Annotated in this window: 17 protein-coding genes and 1 tRNA gene; 15 read left to right on the top strand and 3 right to left on the bottom strand. The window is 67.2% G+C overall.

Features of this window, described 5'->3' with window-relative positions; translation table 11 throughout:
• The first annotated feature begins 47 nt into the window (after positions 1-47).
• From ACPW96_RS13340 to ACPW96_RS13285, 12 genes are all read left to right on the top strand, one after another.
• Positions 48-1,259, top strand: coding sequence for a CaiB/BaiF CoA transferase family protein (locus ACPW96_RS13340; RefSeq protein WP_425883651.1), 1,212 nt, complete (start codon positions 48-50; stop codon positions 1,257-1,259).
• Positions 1,256-2,050, top strand: coding sequence for an enoyl-CoA hydratase/isomerase family protein (locus ACPW96_RS13335; RefSeq protein ID WP_425883649.1), 795 nt, complete (start codon positions 1,256-1,258; stop codon positions 2,048-2,050). The genes ACPW96_RS13340 and ACPW96_RS13335 overlap by 4 nt, the downstream gene beginning before the upstream one ends.
• A 2-nt stretch (positions 2,051-2,052) precedes the next feature.
• Complete coding sequence (locus tag ACPW96_RS13330) at positions 2,053-3,123, top strand: glycoside hydrolase family 88 protein (RefSeq protein WP_425883647.1); 1,071 nt, start codon at positions 2,053-2,055, stop codon at positions 3,121-3,123.
• Positions 3,120-3,866 carry an SDR family NAD(P)-dependent oxidoreductase gene (locus ACPW96_RS13325; RefSeq protein ID WP_425883646.1) on the top strand — a complete coding sequence of 249 codons (747 nt, stop codon included), beginning with the start codon at positions 3,120-3,122 and terminating at the stop codon, positions 3,864-3,866. The genes ACPW96_RS13330 and ACPW96_RS13325 overlap by 4 nt, the downstream gene beginning before the upstream one ends.
• A gap of 3 nt (positions 3,867-3,869) precedes the next feature.
• Positions 3,870-4,694: a hypothetical protein gene (locus ACPW96_RS13320; protein ID WP_425883644.1), complete on the top strand. Its 825-nt coding sequence runs from the start codon at positions 3,870-3,872 to the stop codon at positions 4,692-4,694.
• Positions 4,691-5,392, top strand: coding sequence for a FadR/GntR family transcriptional regulator (locus tag ACPW96_RS13315; RefSeq protein WP_425883643.1), 702 nt, complete (start codon positions 4,691-4,693; stop codon positions 5,390-5,392). Before ACPW96_RS13320 ends, ACPW96_RS13315 begins: the two co-directional genes overlap by 4 nt.
• An 81-nt stretch (positions 5,393-5,473) precedes the next feature.
• Positions 5,474-6,442, top strand: a complete 969-nt coding sequence (locus ACPW96_RS13310; RefSeq protein ID WP_425883642.1) for a carbohydrate ABC transporter permease — start codon at positions 5,474-5,476, stop codon at positions 6,440-6,442.
• Between the two features lies 1 nt (position 6,443).
• Positions 6,444-7,331 carry a carbohydrate ABC transporter permease gene (locus tag ACPW96_RS13305; RefSeq protein ID WP_425883640.1) on the top strand — a complete coding sequence of 296 codons (888 nt, stop codon included), beginning with the start codon at positions 6,444-6,446 and terminating at the stop codon, positions 7,329-7,331.
• Positions 7,332-7,418: 87 nt separating this feature from the next.
• Positions 7,419-8,762: an ABC transporter substrate-binding protein gene (locus ACPW96_RS13300; protein ID WP_425883638.1), complete on the top strand. Its 1,344-nt coding sequence runs from the start codon at positions 7,419-7,421 to the stop codon at positions 8,760-8,762.
• Between the two features lie 54 nt (positions 8,763-8,816).
• Positions 8,817-10,025: a Gfo/Idh/MocA family protein gene (locus ACPW96_RS13295; RefSeq protein WP_425883636.1), complete on the top strand. Its 1,209-nt coding sequence runs from the start codon at positions 8,817-8,819 to the stop codon at positions 10,023-10,025.
• Positions 10,022-10,525, top strand: a complete 504-nt coding sequence (locus ACPW96_RS13290; protein ID WP_425883634.1) for a carbohydrate kinase family protein — start codon at positions 10,022-10,024, stop codon at positions 10,523-10,525. The genes ACPW96_RS13295 and ACPW96_RS13290 overlap by 4 nt, the downstream gene beginning before the upstream one ends.
• Positions 10,526-11,097: 572 nt before the next feature.
• Entirely contained in the window at positions 11,098-11,664 is a 567-nt protein-coding gene (locus ACPW96_RS13285; protein WP_425883836.1) for a M24 family metallopeptidase, read from the top strand.
• Positions 11,665-11,722: 58 nt separating this feature from the next.
• Here ACPW96_RS13285 and ACPW96_RS13280 read toward each other — a convergent pair.
• Positions 11,723-11,793, bottom strand: a tRNA-Gly gene (locus ACPW96_RS13280).
• Between the two features lie 197 nt (positions 11,794-11,990).
• Between ACPW96_RS13280 and dcd the strand changes: the two genes are divergently transcribed.
• Positions 11,991-12,596 (top strand): dCTP deaminase, encoded by a 606-nt coding sequence (dcd, locus tag ACPW96_RS13275; protein ID WP_425883632.1) that lies wholly within the window; start codon positions 11,991-11,993, stop codon positions 12,594-12,596.
• A 296-nt stretch (positions 12,597-12,892) separates the two neighbouring features.
• Here dcd and ACPW96_RS13270 read toward each other — a convergent pair whose 3' ends face one another.
• Positions 12,893-13,792, bottom strand: a complete 900-nt coding sequence (locus ACPW96_RS13270) for an alpha/beta hydrolase (RefSeq protein ID WP_425883631.1) — start codon at positions 13,790-13,792, stop codon at positions 12,893-12,895.
• Positions 13,793-13,868: 76 nt separating this feature from the next.
• Between ACPW96_RS13270 and ACPW96_RS13265 the strand changes: the two genes are divergently transcribed.
• Positions 13,869-14,522, top strand: a complete 654-nt coding sequence (locus ACPW96_RS13265; RefSeq protein ID WP_425821405.1) for a TetR/AcrR family transcriptional regulator — start codon at positions 13,869-13,871, stop codon at positions 14,520-14,522.
• 64 nt (positions 14,523-14,586) lie between these two features.
• Here the strand turns inward: ACPW96_RS13265 and ACPW96_RS13260 are convergent, their stop codons facing one another.
• Positions 14,587-15,087, bottom strand: coding sequence for a MarR family winged helix-turn-helix transcriptional regulator (locus ACPW96_RS13260; protein WP_425883629.1), 501 nt, complete (start codon positions 15,085-15,087; stop codon positions 14,587-14,589).
• A 119-nt stretch (positions 15,088-15,206) separates the two neighbouring features.
• Here ACPW96_RS13260 and ACPW96_RS13255 point away from each other — a divergent pair, with 119 nt between their 5' ends.
• The gene (locus ACPW96_RS13255; protein ID WP_425883627.1) at positions 15,207-15,716 is read left to right on the top strand and encodes an SgcJ/EcaC family oxidoreductase; all 510 of its coding nucleotides are present in this window, start codon (positions 15,207-15,209) and stop codon (positions 15,714-15,716) included.
• Position 15,717: the final 1 nt, after the last annotated feature.

Genomic DNA, 15,717 nt, shown 5'->3' with positions numbered 1-15,717 from the left:
TAATCATATTTATGCGACAGCTCGTCGTGGGGAAAGTAGGTCGGATGATGGATGCACTTGCAGGTCTGCGAGTACTGGATGCGACGCAGATGCTCGCGGGTCCCATGGCGGGAATGCGCCTCGGCGATCTCGGCGCTGACGTGATCAAGATCGAACCGCCCGCCTCGGGGGAGTTCAACCGCACGCACGGTTACGCCGGGGTCAATCTCAACGGGCACATGACCACGTTCCTGGCGCTGAACCGCAACAAGCGCTCGCTCGCGCTGGACCTCAAGAGCGCGGACGGCAAGGAGCTGTTCTACGACCTCGTGCGCGAGTCCGACGTGCTCATCCAGAACTTCCGCGTCGGGACCGTGGATCGCCTCGGCATCGACTATGACACACTGCACGCCATCAACCCCCAGCTCATCTACTGCTCCATCTCCGGCTACGGGGCCGATGGCCCGGGCGCCGGCCGGCCGGGCCAGGACCTCGTGATGCAGGGGTACTCCGCGTCGATGTGGTTCGTCGGGAGCGCGGAGGACCCGCCGCAGCCGGGCGGCATTCCCGCCATCGACGCCATGACCGGGCACCAGGCCGTCATCGGCATCCTGGCTGCCCTCGCCGCCCGCGGCAGGACCGGTGAAGGCCAGCACGTCGAGGTCGACATGCTGTCGGTCGTCCTCGACGCGCAGATTCAAGAGCTGGTGACCTATCTCAACACCGGTCTCAAGCCACAGCGTGGCGCCGAGCCGAGCGCGCACGCGTGGATCCCTGCCCCGTACGGGGTGCACCGGACGAGCGACGGCTGGCTCACCATGGCGATGTGCCCCATCGACGTGCTCGGCCACGCGATCGGCAGTGAGCGACTGATCGGCATGTCGTACGAGGAGGGCCTGGAGCACGCGGATGAGATCTACCGCATCCTCCGACCCATCCTGACGACGCGCACCACCCAGGAGTGGATCGAGCACTTCGACGTCTTCAACATCTGGACAGGACCGGTGTACGACTACAGCGACCTCGAGACGGACGCGCAGGTGACAGCTCGCGGTCTCATCACCGAGGTGGTCCACCCCGAGGCCGGGACCATCCGCACCATCAAGTCGCCGATCAGGCTCTCGGGCGAGACCGACTCGGTCGACTTGCCGCCGCCCCTGCTGGGCGAGCACAGCCAGGAGATCCTGACCGACATCCTCGGCTACTCCCCAGAGCGCACTCAGAAGCTCGTGGATGACGGGGTCGTCCGTTCCGCGTCGGTGCCTGCGGTGACCGCATGAGCGATGAGCAGCCGGGCATCCTGTACGACGCCGTGGACGGCGTGGCGACGATCACGTTGAACAAGCCGGAGAAGCTGAACGCCATGTCGGTGGCCATGGACAGAGAACTCAACCGTCTCGTGTTCCAGATCAACAGCGACGACGCCGTCCGGGTGGTCATCCTGACCGGTGCGGGGGAGCGTGCGTTCTGCGCCGGGAGCGATCTGAAGGACCTCGAGGGCTACGGGACCAGCTGGCAGTACCGCAACCGGTTCGACCGCAACCTGGACTACGCGATCGGCATCTACAAGATCCGCAAGCCCGTGATCGCCGCGATCCACGGGTACTGCATCGGCGGCGGGCTGGAGATGGCGTGTGCGTCCGACCTGCGCCTTGCGACCACGGCATCCACCTTCTCGGCCGGCGAGATCAACTGGGGATGGCATGGCGGATCGGGGGCGACGCAGTTCCTCACGCGGATCGTCGGGCCAGGGTTCGCGAGCGAGCTTCTTCTCACCGGTGATCGATTCGACGCCGCCCATGCGGACCGGATCGGTCTGCTCAACCATCTCTATGACGACAGGGAAGGGATGCTGGCAGCCGCCCGGTCTCTCGCGCAGAGGATCGCCGGTCACTCGCCGATCCCTGTCGAAGCGGTCAAGAAGCTGGTGCGGGTGGCGCAGTCGAGCTCGGTCGAGGTGGGTCTGGCGTACGAGAACGATCTCTTCAGCTACGAGATGCGCAGCAACGATGCGGCTGAGGGCCGCGCTGCCTTCGCACAGAAGCGCGCCCCCCGCTTCACGGGAGACTGAGGATGACGGAACGTCTTCGCACCGCGGCCGACGCCCTGCTGACGCTGCCTTTCGAAGCGTGGCATTTCGGGGACTCCATCGCATTCGAGGCCATGGTCGCCGCATCAGAGGCGCTCGGTGACACGAGGTACCGCGACTTCGCCCATGGGTTCTCCCGCGGGTGGGCCGCTGCGCGTCCGGAATTCCGGCCCCTCGACTGCACCGCGGCCGGTGCTGCCATGTGCCGGATCGTCGAGGAGACCGGCGATGATCTGCTTCGGCGTCACCTGGTGGCGCTCGGGGTCTACCTGACGGAGCGCCCCACGATCGACGGCGTGTATCAGACCTGGACACGGTCCCCGCTGCGTGAGAGCTATGGGCCCGTCCCGCTCGCGAACTGGGAGCGGGAGCTGCTGGCAGACCCGGGTCCGGGGGTGTTCGTGGACTGCCTCCACTTCGACCCTCCCTTCTTCGCGCGGCTCTCCCGGATCACCGGAGACTCGCGCTGGCTCGACGAAGCCGTCGCGCAGGCGCGGGGATACATCCGACTGCTTCAGGATGCCGAGGGCGGCCTCTTCCACCACTTCGTCCTCGAGCGCACCGGCACCGCCCACATCCTGGGCTGGGCCCGGGGGCAGGGGTGGGCCCTGCTCGGACTGCTCGAAGTGATCGAGGAGCTGCCCGACGGCGATGACCGGAGCGAGCTGGCCGCGAGCGCCCGCCGTCTGATCCACGCCATGGTCCGGGCGCAGCGGCCGGACGGTCACTGGGATGCCGTGGCGCAGCGGCGCGAAGGCGGGGTGGAGACGTCTACCGCGGCCTTCCTGGTCGCAGGATTCGCCCGCGCGGTCCGCCTCGACGTGATCCCGGCCGAGGAGGTCGGCGAGGCTCTGGAACGCTCGTTCGCTGCCACGGTGTCGAGCATGGGTGCCGACGGTACCTTGGAGGGAGTATCCGCCGCTGTCTGGGCGAGCACATCCATCGGCCACTACGATCACGTACCGCGTGGATTCACGGTCCCCTGGGGCCAGGGCCCGGCCGTCCTCGCCGTGATCGAGCATGCTCAGTGGTCGCAGGAAGGTGCCCGCGCGTGAGATTCACCGGCAAGACCGCCATCGTCACCGGGGCGGCGAGCGGGATCGGCGCCGCCACCGCCGCTCGCTTCGTGAGCGAGGGCGCGCGGGTGGTCCTGGTCGACATCGACCGCGACGGCGGGCAGTCCCGCGCCGCCGCGCTGAACGCGGCATCCACCGGAAGCGCCCTCTTCCTGGCAGGCGACGTCGCCGACCCGCTGACATGGGAGGAAGCGCGGGAGCTGGCCCACGGCAGCTTCGGGCCCGTCGACATCGTGCACTCGAACGCATACCGGCATATCGAGGGAGAACCGCGCGATCTGTCGGGCCAAGACTGGAGTCACGTCCTGGACGTCAACGTCGGAAGCCTCTATCTCGCCGCGCGCACCTTCGCCGACGACCTGACCGCGCAGCGGGGCACCCTGATCGCGACCTCGAGCGTTCATGCGATGTTCGGGCTGCCCGGGTACAGCGCCTATGCGGCGTCCAAGGGCGCGATCACGGCGCTCTGCCGTCAACTCGCCGTCCAGTACGCGCCCCGCGTGCGAGTGAACTGCGTGCTGCCCGGCCCGGTCGCCACAGCAGCCTTCGATCCGGACGAGGATCTCAGCCGCGCGGCGCGCGCGACTGTGCTCGGCCGCATGGGCACTCCGGATGAGATCGCCGCGGTGGTCGCCTTCCTCGCCTCCGACGACGCATCGTTCATCACCGGCGCCAGCGTGGTCGCGGACGGCGGATGGTCCATCACCAAGGACTCGCTCTAGTCCGTGGCCGCGATGCAGATCGACATCCGCAACGGCGCTCGGCTCACCAGCTTGACCGATGCATCCGGTTTCGAATGGCTCTGGAGCCGGCCGGATGCGCGGCGGCAGAACCCCGGCGAGGCGTTCGTCGACGTCGGAGGAGCCGAGGAGTGCTTTCCGACGATCGCGGGCGACCCCGACCACGGAGCGGTGTGGCGGCGGGAATGGGAACCCGAAGGCGCCACGGGACTGAGATGCCGGCTGCCCGATGCCACCATCACGAGGCACATCTCACGAGAGGGAGACGAGCACACGCTCCACTACGAGGTGACGGCTGAGCCGGGATACCGATTCGTCTGGGCACTGCACGCCCTCGTCGTGGCGCCGACAGAGCTTCGGCTTCTCGTGCCGGGGGGCTGGCCGACGGTCCATTGGCCGCGGGGGCTCCAGCATCCGGAGCGCCGGCAGGACTGGCCGCTCGTTCATGGGACAGACATATCGGATGTGTCGGTCAACGACGGCACCGCGGCGTTCTTCCTGCTTCCCGGCCTCGATCAGATCGAGCTCCACTGCGCCGGCCACCGTCTCGGTCTGCGTCTGGTGGTGGCCGGGCAACCACACGGCTTCGGCTTCTGGCGCAATCTCGAGGGGTACAGCTGGGACGGCGGTCCGGCGTATCGGTCGATCGGCATCGAGCCGATGCTCGGCGCCAATCCCGACATCGCGGCGGCGCAGCGCGCCCGCTCCGCTGCTGAAGTACCGGCGTCCGGGAGGCTTGAATGGGATCTGCACATCTCCACGTCGCCCGGCGGCTACGATCACCCACCAGATGAAGGCGGAATCCGATGAAGCGTTATCCCGACCGAGGTCTTCATGGCCGTGTCGTCGACGAGTTCGGTTCCCGCATCATCGGCGGCGAGCTGAAGGTCGGCGAGATCCTCGACCCCGAGCAGATCGCCGCCAACTACGAGGTGAGCCGGACGGTCGTCCGTGAGGCGATCAAGGTGCTGGCCGGCAAGGGACTGATCGGGGCCAGGCCGGGGCACGGCACCTTCGTACGGGATCGTGAGAGCTGGAATCTGCTGGACCCGGATGTGCTGCGCTGGCAGTTCAGCCGGGTGACCGATGCGGCGATGCTGCAGAAACTCGAGGAGGTCCGAGCCATGGTCGAGCCGAGCGCGGCGGAGCTGGCCGCGCGGCGGCGTACGCCTGAGGACCTGCGGAATCTGTTCGAGGCCCTGGATGCGATGGGAGCGCCCGGCGCCGATATCGCCGTGCACGACGAGCGGTTCCACGTGGGCCTGCTTGCGGCCACGCACAACGAGCTCATCGAACAGCTGAGCCTGCTCATCGGCATCGGCCTGACCGCTCGCGACCAGTTCGTGCACTCCACCTCGATCTCCATCGAGCGATCTCTCCAGATGCACCGCGACGTGGCCGAAGCGGTGCGGGCCTCGGACCCGGAACGCGCTCGGCGCGCGATGCTCACCCTGCTCGCCGCCGCGGCACTCGACGTCCAAGAGGCCGTGGACTCCACAGCCCACTGAAGCCGGTATCCCGGTGAAGAGGGTTGTGCTGTGCCACAAAGTTAGTAGTATGATCAGATTATCGAGAGTGGAGACGCACCAATGACGATGCAAACGACAACGCGTGCCATAGCCGCTCCGCTGCGGAAGCCGCCGAAGGTTGCGGTGCCCTCAGCGGAGCAGCAGAGGACGTTCTTCTCTCGTGCGGACAAGACGGCCGTCATCCTGCTTCTGGCGCCGGCGGCCCTCGGGTTCGCCGTGTTCTATCTGGCTCCCTCGGTGCGGTCGATCTACTACAGCCTCACCGATTCGAACCTGCTGAATCCGGGCGGGTTCATCGGCATGGAGAACTACGCGGCGATGTTCACCGACGCCAAGCTGGGCAACTCGATCCTGGTGACGCTGCAGTACGTCGTCATCAACATCGTCGTGCAGACGGTGCTGGCGATGGTGATCGCGGTCGCGCTGGACCGGCTGACCCAGTCGACATGGCTTCGGGCGCTGCTGCTGATTCCCTGGCTGATCCCCGGCGTGACGGTGGGACTGCTGTGGCAGTGGATGCTTGATCCCAGCATCGGGATCGTGAACGAGTTCCTGATGAGCATCGGCATCCCGGCGCAGCCGTTCCTGGACTCCGCGGCGCAGGCGATGCCCACGCTGGCTCTGGTGAACACCTGGCGTTACGTCGGATACGTGGCACTGCTGTTCTTCGCCGGGCTGCAGCTGATCCCGAAGTCGCTGTACGAGGCATCCGCGCTGGATGGTGCTGGGGAGTGGCGGATGTTCCGCTCCATCACGCTGCCGCTGCTGCGCCCGATCATCGGATTCGTGCTGATCACCTCGGTGGTGGGCTCGCTGCAGGTGTTCGACATCATCCAGGTCACCACGAAGGGCGGCCCGGCCAACGCCACCGAGGCGTTCTACCCGTACATCTTCCAGACCGCGTTCGAGAACTTCGATCTCGGCTACGCGTCGGCGATCGCCGTGTCGTTCATGATCGTCGTCGGATTGCTGACGTACGTCGGGCTGCGGTTCGGGCGCGCCAACGAATCCGAGATCGAGGGACTCTGACATGCGACGCACAGGACGCCGGCTCACCCCGGGGCGCCTCTTCGGCATCATCTTCATGACCGTCGCCGCAGCGATCACCGTCCTGCCGCTGATGTGGATGCTCAAGACCGCGTTCTCGTTCAACGCAGACCTGTTCGCCGACCCCGGAGCATGGATCCCCGAGCAGTTCACGTGGCTGAACTTCAAGCGCGTGCTCGGCTTCGCGACCCCCGAGGAAGCGGCCTTGACGGGCGGCGTGGCGAGCATCGACTTCATGCGGTACCTGGGCAACTCGCTGCTGTTCACCTTCGTGACAGTGATCGGCCAGGTGATCTTCTGCACGGCGGCCGGGTACGTGTTCGCACGAGTGCATTTCCGGGGCCGGAATGCGATCTTCGTCGCGTTCCTCGCCGGCATGTTCATCCCCGCGATCCTGGTCACCATCCCCAACTTCGTCCTCATCAAGGACCTCGGCTGGATCAACACCTACGCCGGGCTGATCGCACCGTTCCTGCTCATGTCGCCGTTCGCGATCTTCTTCATGCGGCAGTTCTTCCTCGGGTACCCGGCCCAACTGGAAGAAGCCGCCCGGATGGACGGTCTCGGCGTGTTCGGCACCTTCGCCCGCGTCGTCATCCCCACCAGCATCCCCCCGATGATCACCCTCGCCGTCATCGTCGGCGTCACCCAATGGCAGGAGTTCCTCTGGCCGCTGCTGGTCGCCAAGGCTCCCGACGCGCGCCCACTGACCGTCGCACTCTCGATCTTCAGCGACCAATCACAGGGCAGCCAGATCGACTGGTCCGGGCTGATGGCCGCAAGCACCCTCTCGGTCGTCCCGGTGATCATCGTCCTGCTCCTGATCGGCAAGCGACTCGTCGGCTCCATCCAGCTCAACGGACTGCGCTGACACTGCCCACCTCCCAACCGCACCATCCGAAGACGCAGTACCCGAACCAGCCACCACAGCAGTACCCATCACACCCAGGAGTCGAAGATGATCCGTAAGTCCACGTCCGTCGCCGTCGCAGCTGCGACGGTCGGCGTCCTCGCCCTCGCGGGCTGCAGCCCCTCCGCCGGCGGCGGCGGTGACGCCGACGGTGTCACCCTGAACTATGCACTCTGGGACACCAGCCAAGTCCCTGCCTACGAGGCCTGTGCCGCCGACTTCGAGAAGGAGTCCGGCGTCAAGGTGAACGTCACCCAGTCCGACTGGGGCAGCTACTGGACCGGACTCTCTACCGATTTCGTCGCGGGCACAGGCCCCGACGTGTTCGCGAACGTCACGAGCAACTACCCCGACTACGCCACTCAGGGCCAGCTGGTCGATCTGACACCGCTGATCGAGGAAGACGACGTCGACCTGGACGCTTTCATTCCCGTGACCCTGCAGAACTGGGAGATGGACGACAAGTACTGGGGCCTCCCGAAGGACATCGACGCCGTGGGACTCGCCTACGACACGGCAGCCGTCGAAGCGGCCGGCATCGACCCGGCCACCCTCAACGACCTCGATTGGAACGCCAGCGACGGAGGCTCCTTCGGGGAGCTCATCAAGGCGCTCGCCGTCGACGCCGACGGGAACACCGGCTTGGATGCCGACTTCGACAAGGGGAACGTGACGCGTTACGGCTTGAGGGCTTCGGACCCCAACAGCGTCACCGGCCACACCGGCTGGGGGAACTTCGCGGTCTCCGGTGGCACAGAGCTGCTGTCCCCCAACCCGTTCGGTGAGGAATGGCACTTCGGCGACGAAGCGGTCATCGACTCGATCGCCTGGTTCCAGCAGATGCAGAACGACGGATACATCCAGCCCGCCTCACTCAACTCCAGCCTCTCGACTGCTGCGCTCTTCGATGCCGGGACGATCGCCCTGGCCGTTGACGGCAGCTGGAACGCCGGCCTCTTCTCGGAGGGCAAGGCCGACATCGCATGGTCGAAGCTTCCGGAAGGTCCGAACGGGCTCCGCAGCTACACGAACAGCCTGGCGGACTCCATCAACGCCAACTCCAAGCACCCAGATGAGGCGTGGGAGTGGGTCAAGTACCTCGGATCGGCGGCTTGCCAGGACAAGGTAGCGACGTTCGGCGTGGTCTTCCCCGCCATTGCCGAGTCCACCGACAAGGCGATCGCCGCGTATGAAGAGAAGGGCGTCGACCTCCAGCCGATCCTGGACACCATCACCGACCCGGACGCGCCGGTTGCGCTGCCGGTCGCGCTCAAGTTCGCCCAGGTCAGCCAGGCGGGCAGCGCCGCGCTGCAGAACATCTTCCTGAACGGCACCGATCCGGCGGACACGCTGACGGCCCTCAACGAAGAAGTCTCGGCCCTCTACAAGTAAACCGTCCCGGCGCTGCCGAGTGACGTCTCATCGCAAAGGAAAGTGAAAGTACGCATGTCGCAGTTCAAGGTTGGAGTGGTCGGACTCGGCCAGTTCGCGCCGGAGTTCATGGATCTGTTCCAGTCGCACCCCCACGTGTCGGAGGTGTACGTCTGCGACGTCGTGGGGGAGCGGGCCGAGCGGGTCCGCAACGACTTCGGCGCCCAGCGTGCGTTCACGGACTTCAACGAGCTGCTCGACTCCGACGTCGACGCTGTCGCCATCTTCACCCAGCGATGGATGCACGGCCAGATGGCGATCGAAGCGCTCAAGCGCGGTAAGCACGTCTACTCGGCAGTGCCGATGGCGATCGAGGTGGCGGAGATCGAAGAGATCCTCCGCCTGGTCCGGGAGACCGGCCTCACCTACATGATGGGCGAGACCAGCTACTACTATCCCGCTGTGGTGTACTGCCGCAACCAGTGGCGGGCAGGGAAGTTCGGCCGGTTCGTCTACGGCGAGGGAGAGTACCTGCACGACATGACGGACGGCTTCTACAAGGCTTTCCAGTTCAGTGGTGGAGAGAACTGGAAGGCCACGGCCAGCTTCCCGCCGATGCTGTACCCCACTCATTCCATCAGCAACGTGCTGGCGGTCACCGGCTCGTACGCCACCTCCGTCTCCTGCCTGGGCTTCGTCGACACCGTCGACGACGGGGTTTTCGACAAGAACGTCTCGCTGTGGCAGAACGACTTCAGCAACGAGACAGCGCTGTTCACCACCGCCGACGGGGGCATCATGCGGATCAACGAGTTCCGCCGCGTGGGCATCGCTCCCTACCGCCCAGAGGTGCGGCTCAGCCTCTACGGCACCGACGCCGCCTTCGAGCAGCAGACCGACGCGGTGGTGTGGCAGACGCACGACGGCTACGAGGACGTCAAAGCCGAAGTGACCGCGGGCCGATCCGACGCTCCCCTGAAGTCGGATCCCCGCTCGCGCACCGGGGTGGATGCCGCGCTCGTCGAGAGCTTCACCAGCGGATTCGCGCCGGTCCACGACACGAGCGTGCTGCCCCGCCAGTATGCCGGGCTGCACAACGGTCACGAGGGCTCCCACCAGTTCCTCGTCAACGACTTCGTCACCGCGGTGGCCCGCCGGGAACTGCCACCGGTCAACGCATGGGTCGCCGCCCGGTACACGGTCCCGGGAATCATCGCGCACGAGTCGGCGAAGCAGGGCGGCGTCCGTCTGCCCATCCCCGACTTCGGCGACGCACCGGCGTGAGCATCCTGGAGGATCTCGCCGCGGCACCCGTGCTCGCGATCATCCGTCACCAGGACTCGGCGCATACGGCCGCAGTGCTCACCGTCCTGGCAGACGCGGGAGTGAGGTTCGCCGAGGTTCTCGCTCAGCAGGCGGACTACGTCTTCGGCAGCCCCGAAGAGCTCGCCCTCGTGGCTGACGAACCGGGGGATCTCTTCGGGCACGGAGTGAGCGAAGTCATCATCAAGAACGGCGCTCATGGCGCAACCCTGTTCACGCCGGACGGCGAGATCCACCGCCCCGCCGTCGCCGCCACCGTGACGGATGCCGTCGGGGCCGGCGACGCATTCGTCGGCGCCTACCTCGCGGGAGTCCTTGGCGGAATGTCCCCCCTCGACAGGCTTTCCCAGGCCACCCGGGTCGGCGCGATCGCCGTCTCGACAGTGGGCGACTGGGAAGGCACCCCCACCGTCGATGATCTGAGCGCATTGACCTCCGCCACCGATAACGTTCTGCGATGAGGACACCCCATGACCAGTGATACCGCCGCACGATTGGGACGGCTCCTCGCCGAGCACGACAGCGGGTGGGCTTTGCTCACAAGTCCCGAGATGGTGGGATACGTCACCGCGGCACCCGTCGCCATCGAGACCGGCCGCTCGCCATTCGCCGGCGGCCCCGCCACGGCGCTGGTCTCACACGATGGCCGCTGCGTGCTGATCACGACGAACATCGAGTCGCCCGGTACCAGCCTCGCCGACGACATCGTCGACTACGTGGGCTTCAGCGCCGACGGCCCCGAGAACCTCGACCAGAACTACCTGGAAGCCCTCGGCGCAGCCATCGACCTGCTGAGCCCGAGCCCCGGCCCCGCACTCGTGGAGCCCGCTTCCCTTCCCGCACACGTCGATGATCTGCTGCGGCGCCGCAGTATTCCCACGCGAGACGGGACCCAGATCTTTGCGCGCGCACGAATGATCAAAACCCCCCGCGAGCTCACGCTGCTCACAGAGAGCGGTCGGCACGCCGCGCTCGGACAGAACACGGCGGTCGATGCCGCCGAGGTCGGCATGCCGAACTCCAGCTCTTCAGCCTGGTCCGCAGCGCGGTCGAGGCTGAAGCAGGCGAACGGGTCGCCATCGCCGGAGATCTCCTCTCCGGCCCTGATCGAACCGCAGGAGTGGGCGGCTGGCCCACCTCGCGGAGAATCGCCGAGAACGATCCGGTGATCTTCGACTTCGCGCCCCGCATCAACGGCTACTGGGCCGACTCCTGCAACACCTTCACCGTCGGTGGAGGCGCCCCGAAGATTCAGAGGCTGCGCCGACTCGTCTTGACGGCGCTGCAGGCGGGCATCGAAACGGCGGTTCCCGGCGCCTCCGTGGCGGACATCGACCGCAGCGTCCGAAAGGTCCTGCGCGAACATGGGTACGACTACCCCCACCACACGGGCCACAGCATCGGGACATCGGTTCACGAATTCCCCCGGATCATCCCCGGTGAGCCCGCCAGGCTGGAGCCCGGCATGGTGATCCTTCTCGAGCCCGGCGCGTACGAATCAGGCACCGGCGGCGTTCGCCTGGAGACGATGCTGCACATCACCGACAGTGGGTCGGTCCAGCTCACCGACCACCTCGCCGGAACCTTCGCCGTCACCTGACCGCGGCATCCGTGACAATGCCCCGTCGCACCGCCTTCGGCGGCATGACAGGGCATCGAGGGGATGACGGGAATCGAACCCGCGCTATCAGCTTGGGAAGCTGAAGTTCTGCCATTGAACTACATCCCCGGCAGGCCTTGCGGCGCCCGCCCAGCATAACAAACGCCCGCGGTCGCGATCTTCGCGCGCACAACGCAGAAGATTCGGCCGCTGGTGTCGGTCACCGCCGTGGTTTGGCCGGCCCGGGCGCGTCGGCTTGCGGAACTCCTGCGTCATGTGCGGCGGCAGCCGGCATCCGGTGAACTCCGCCTCGCTAGGCTGGGCGCGTGCTGCTCTCCGACCGCGACATCAAACACGAACTCGCCGCCGGGCGCATCGGGCTGGAACCATCGGCCGAGGAGATGATCCAGCCATCGAGCATCGACGTGCGGCTCGACCGGTACTTCCGGCTGTTCGACAATCACAAGTACCCGTACATCGATCCGGCGGAGGACCAGCCCGAGCTGACCCACCTGATCTCCACGGCGCCGAACGAGCCCTTCATCCTGCACCCCGGTGAGTTCGTGCTCGGAAGCACTTTCGAGCTCGTGACCCTTCCCGACGACGTCGCGGCCCGCCTCGAAGGCAAGTCGTCGCTCGGTCGCCTCGGGCTGCTCACCCACTCCACCGCCGGCTTCATCGACCCGGGCTTCTCCGGCCACGTCACGCTCGAGCTCTCGAACGTCGCGACACTGCCGATCAAGCTGTGGCCCGGTATGAAGATCGGGCAGCTCTGCTTCTTCCGCCTGTCCTCGCCCACCGAGAACCCCTACGGCTCCGGCCCGTACGGAAACCGCTACCAGGGGCAGCGCGGTCCGACCGCTTCTCGGTCGTTCCAGAACTTCCACCGGACCGACGTCGGCACGACCGACGCCGGTTCCACGGGCGGCTGAGGGCCCCTGCCGGGGGGAGCGGGCGCCGGCGCGCCGCAGGCGCGGGGGCGCCCGCCGGCCCGGTGGACCGGGCGCCGGCACGCCGCAGGCGCGGGCTGTTGAGGTCGCGGCCAGCCAAGGCAGCCCAGGTCGCTACAGCCGGGGCCGCCGGGGCCGCTACATCCCTAGCCGGGATCACGCGCTGCACAATCTGTCGCGCGCGGCGCGGATTGGCGCAGCGCGCGACAGAAAGTGCAGCGCGTCGTCCAGGACGGCGCCAGAAACCGGGCAGCGCGCCCTCAACGGCGCCGAGCCGCCTACGCCGCGACCGGTTCCCGCTCGTCGCCGCGCAGTGCGTCGATCGCCGGAAGGCCGCCGGTCGTCAGGGCCACGACCGCGTCGAGCACCGGATCGGCCGAGAGCACGCGGTTGTGCCCCAGCCCCTCCGTCAGCAGCAGCCGCGAACGCGCACCGTGCGCCGCGTGCAGGCGCTGCGAGTCGAGCGGAGGCATCTGGCGGTCCCCACGGTCGTGCACGACGAGAAGGTCCACCGCGGGGGGAAGGGGATCCGCGACGGCGTCGTAGCGGGCGAAGACGGATGCCTCATCCCCGCCGACCCGGGCACGGAAGGAGCGTCCGAAGGCAGCCCTCGTCGGCGCGTCGAGGTCGAGCGCCGCCGCGAACTGGCCGAGGAACGCATCCGGGCTCGCGGCCCCCGAGATCGCGGCGACCGCTCCGGTGGTCACTCCGTTGCGCGCAGCCGTAAGGCCGGCAAGCGCTCCGAAGGAGTGTCCGATGATGGCGCTGAAGCGCCCGTGCGCGCGCTGCAGCTGCTCGGTCGCCTCGATCCAGTCCCTGATGTCGGTGCGCCGTCCTGTCGAGTCGCCGTGGGCGGGGGCGTCGAATGACACCACGTGGAACCCCTCGGAGACGAGCTCACGCACGACCGGCGCGAACTGCGAGGCGCGGCCCCGCCAGCCGTGCAGCAGCAGCACTGTGCGGTCGCCGGCACCCCAGCGGTACGTCGTCACATCGTCGGACCGGACTCGCAGCATGCCGCGCCGGGCGGCGAAGTGGGTGACCGCGTCGGCTTCGCGCACCGGCATCCGGGGCTGAGTCAGAGAGAAGGCTTGCGTCGCGAAGCGGCCCGCCAAGCGGGGCGACACGGCCGAGGTTGCGCGGATGCCTCCGCGGATGACGGTGAAGCTCGAAACCACGATGTCTCCTTTTCCAAAAAACTAATACGAACGATCGTACGTAGACTATCTGAACGTTCGTTCGTACACTAGAGGTATGTCGGAAATTCTTGTGCAGGACCGCCGCCGGGCCCGCGGCGACGCGTCGCGCCGCACGGTGCTCGAGAGCGCGACGGACCTCGCCTCGACGGACGGCCTGGACGGGCTGACCATCGGACGCCTGGCGGAGACATCCGGACTCAGCAAGAGCAGCATCGCCACGCTGTTCGGTGGGAAGGAGGGATTGCAGCTCGCCACAGTGGAGGCCGCTCGGCAGGTCTTCCAGGAGAGCGTGGTCGACGGTGCCCGCGCCGAGGACCGCGGCATCCGGCGTCTTTCCGCACTGCTGCGCAGTGCGCTGGACTACTCCCGCGAACGCGTCTTCTCGGGAGGATGCTTCTTCGCGGCGACGGCGGCGGATGTCGACTCCAAGCCGGGCCCGGTGCGCGATGCCGTACGCGGAGCGTTGCGCGAGTGGTACGGCTACCTCGAGGCCCAGCTGCGGTACGCGGCGGAGAAGGGCGAGATCACGGCGGATGCCGGTCAGGTCGAGCAGCTCGCCTTCGAGGTCATCGCCCTCGACAACGAGGCCAATGCCCGCTCACTGCTGATGGGGAGCGAGCGCCCCTATGACATCGCGGCGGCCGCGATGCGCGATCGGCTGATCGCGTTCGGCGCGGATCCGGCCGACCTCGCCGCTCTGACGCGCTGAAGCTCCAGGTCGGAGCGCCACGTCGGCGCACGCCAGGGATGCCGGACGGCCGTGTCTGCCGGTTCTAACGCGCGGATGCCTTGCGGGCATGGAGCGCGAGCGTCTGGGAGCGCATCAGCGCGGTGCTCTTCTCAACGAAATCGAGAACGAGCTCGAGCTGCTCGTTGTTGTAACCCTCCAGCAGGGCCGATGTCGAGTTGGTCAGCGGGATGAAGCGGTCCCCCGTGCCGTCCGATCGCCTCTCCGCATCGAGAGGGCGCACCACGACCCTCCGACGGTCCGCCGGGTCCTTGGCCCTCTCGACGAAGCCCGCGCGTTCCAGCCGGTCGATCACGCCGGTGACCGCCGCCGTGGTGAGTCCGGTGAGTTCGGCGAGCTCGCCGGCGGTGATCGGTCCCGTCTCGTCGAGGAGTCCGCGGCACTTCAGGTCGGTGCCGTTCAGCCCGAGACTCACCGCCAGCGCCTGGTGGAAGATCACCGTCCACGTGCTGTTGCGCTGGATCTGCTCGAAGAACTGCCGCACCAGTTCTTCTCTCCTGCGCGACCCGGTCGGTGATGTCGCCATGAAAGCCTCCGCACGTCGCTTGCCACTCGGCTTGACGTACGACCGAGCTCGTCCTACTCTCTCACAGGATAGATATCTAAGATCGTTAGACACTCACACACTTAGAGAAGGCAGCCCCGATGACCCCTGAATATCACTCCCATCTCGCGACAGACGAGCATGGCCGGCGCGGAGGCGATGAGGGAGCCGTCCGCGAGCTCTTCCGCCGCCTGCTCGAGGCCTGGGCGGCCGGTGATGCGGAACGATATGGCGCCCTGTTCACGGAGGACGCGGACTACGTGGCTTTCGACGGAGTGAACCAGAAGGGCCGTGCGGCCATCGTCGGCGGGCACCGCCCGCTGTTCGAGAAGTGGCTCAAGGGCTCCGCCTTGACGGGAGAGGTGACGGGCGTGCGCTTCCTTGCCCCGGACGTGGCGCTGGTGCACGCGAGCGGTGGAACGCTGCTGAAGGGCAAGAAGAAGCCCGACGCGACACGCCGCTCCATCCAGTCCCTCGTCGCGATCAACGGCGAGGACGGGTGGAGATTCACGTCCTTCCACAACACACGGGTGCGGGGCATCGGCTCGTTCCAGGGCGTGCTGCTCTGGAAGATGACCGACACCTTGTGGCGGCTGTTCGGACCGAGGTAGA

It is taken from the genome of Micromonospora sp. DT81.3, from assembly GCF_049847225.1.
Classification (GTDB): Bacteria; Actinomycetota; Actinomycetes; order Actinomycetales; family Microbacteriaceae; genus Microbacterium.
The sequence above is the reverse complement of the archived record's forward strand: the minus strand, read 5'-3'. Positions and strand labels throughout refer to the sequence as shown.

What these genes read in the sequence shown, in the direction of transcription:
- ACPW96_RS13340 (WP_425883651.1), top strand. Translation starts at nt 48, where the DNA reads ATGGATGCACTTGCAGGTCTGCGAGTACTGGATGCGACGCAGATGCTC.
- ACPW96_RS13335 (WP_425883649.1), top strand. Translation starts at nt 1,256, where the DNA reads ATGAGCGATGAGCAGCCGGGCATCCTGTACGACGCCGTGGACGGCGTG.
- ACPW96_RS13330 (WP_425883647.1), top strand. Translation starts at nt 2,053, where the DNA reads ATGACGGAACGTCTTCGCACCGCGGCCGACGCCCTGCTGACGCTGCCT.
- ACPW96_RS13315 (WP_425883643.1), top strand. Translation starts at nt 4,691, where the DNA reads ATGAAGCGTTATCCCGACCGAGGTCTTCATGGCCGTGTCGTCGACGAG.
- ACPW96_RS13310 (WP_425883642.1), top strand. Translation starts at nt 5,474, where the DNA reads ATGACGATGCAAACGACAACGCGTGCCATAGCCGCTCCGCTGCGGAAG.
- ACPW96_RS13305 (WP_425883640.1), top strand. Translation starts at nt 6,444, where the DNA reads ATGCGACGCACAGGACGCCGGCTCACCCCGGGGCGCCTCTTCGGCATC.
- ACPW96_RS13300 (WP_425883638.1), top strand. Translation starts at nt 7,419, where the DNA reads ATGATCCGTAAGTCCACGTCCGTCGCCGTCGCAGCTGCGACGGTCGGC.
- ACPW96_RS13295 (WP_425883636.1), top strand. Translation starts at nt 8,817, where the DNA reads ATGTCGCAGTTCAAGGTTGGAGTGGTCGGACTCGGCCAGTTCGCGCCG.
- ACPW96_RS13265 (WP_425821405.1), top strand. Translation starts at nt 13,869, where the DNA reads ATGTCGGAAATTCTTGTGCAGGACCGCCGCCGGGCCCGCGGCGACGCG.
- ACPW96_RS13260 (WP_425883629.1), bottom strand. Translation starts at nt 15,087, where the DNA reads ATGGCGACATCACCGACCGGGTCGCGCAGGAGAGAAGAACTGGTGCGG.
- ACPW96_RS13255 (WP_425883627.1), top strand. Translation starts at nt 15,207, where the DNA reads ATGACCCCTGAATATCACTCCCATCTCGCGACAGACGAGCATGGCCGG.